Here is a 1040-nt window from a genome sequence, read left to right as displayed (position 1 = left end):
ATCTCCGAGCGTCAGCTTCGCCGTGCCTGCGCCGTAGAACTCCAGATAAGCCCCGACGACCTTTTTATTGCGCAGGAACTCGGTCAGCGACAGCACCACGTCGGTCGCGGTGATGCCCGGCCCGGGCTTGCCGATAAGTTCCACGCCGACAATATCCGGCAGCCGCATGTACGAAGCCCGGCCCAGCATGACGCTTTCGGCTTCGAGACCGCCCACGCCGATCGCGATCACGCCGAGCGCATCGACCATCGGCGTGTGCGAGTCGGTGCCGACGAGTGTATCCGGGAAGGCCACGCCGTCCTGCACCTGAACTACCGGGCTCATGCGTTCCAGGTTGATCTGATGCAGGATGCCGTTGCCCGGCGGAATCACGTCGACGTTCCTGAAGGCCTTCTTCGTCCAGTCGATGAAGTGGAAGCGGTCTCCATTGCGACGGTCTTCGATTGCGCGGTTTTTTTCGAACGCGTCGGGATCGAAGCCGCCGCACTCGACGGCCAGCGAGTGGTCGACCACGAGCTGTGTCGGCACGACCGGGTTGACCAGCGCGGGGTCACCACCTTGAGCCGCTATCGCATCGCGCAGGCCGGCGAGGTCGACGAGGGCGGTCTGCCCGAGAATGTCGTGGCACACGACGCGCGCCGGAAACCACGGAAAGTCAAGTTCGCGCTTGCGTTCGATGATCTGCGTAAGCGATGCGCGCAGCGAGACCGGGGGGCAACGGCGCACGAGGTTCTCGGCGAGCACACGCGACGTGTACGGCAACTTGTCGTAAGCGCCTGGCTGGATTGCCTCGACCGCGACCCGCGCGTCGAAGAAATCCAGCTTCGTGCCGGGCAGAGGTTTTCTGTTTGCAGTGTTCATACCGTGGGGAAGAAAATGGTTCTGATCAGGGATAGATGCCGGGCCTTCCGATCAATTATCCCTTTTCCGGGTCAGCGCTTCGCGAGCGGCTCGAATTGCAGGTTCTCGGGACCGGTGTAATTCGCGCTCGGCCGGATGATCTTGTTGTCGATGCGCTGCTCGACGATGTGCGCGCTCCA

Annotated in this window: 1 protein-coding gene; it reads right to left on the bottom strand. The window is 62.7% G+C overall.

Translation table 11 applies throughout. The features are described from left to right. A partial coding sequence (locus AWB67_RS38435; RefSeq protein WP_235025624.1) for an aconitase family protein occupies positions 1 to 861 on the bottom strand: 861 nt, incomplete at its 3' end. Positions 862 to 1040 lie beyond the last annotated feature (179 nt).

Source organism: Caballeronia terrestris (assembly GCF_001544515.1).
GTDB classification, from domain to species: domain Bacteria; phylum Pseudomonadota; class Gammaproteobacteria; order Burkholderiales; family Burkholderiaceae; genus Caballeronia; species Caballeronia terrestris.
This window is presented reverse-complemented; position numbering and strand designations above follow the sequence as displayed.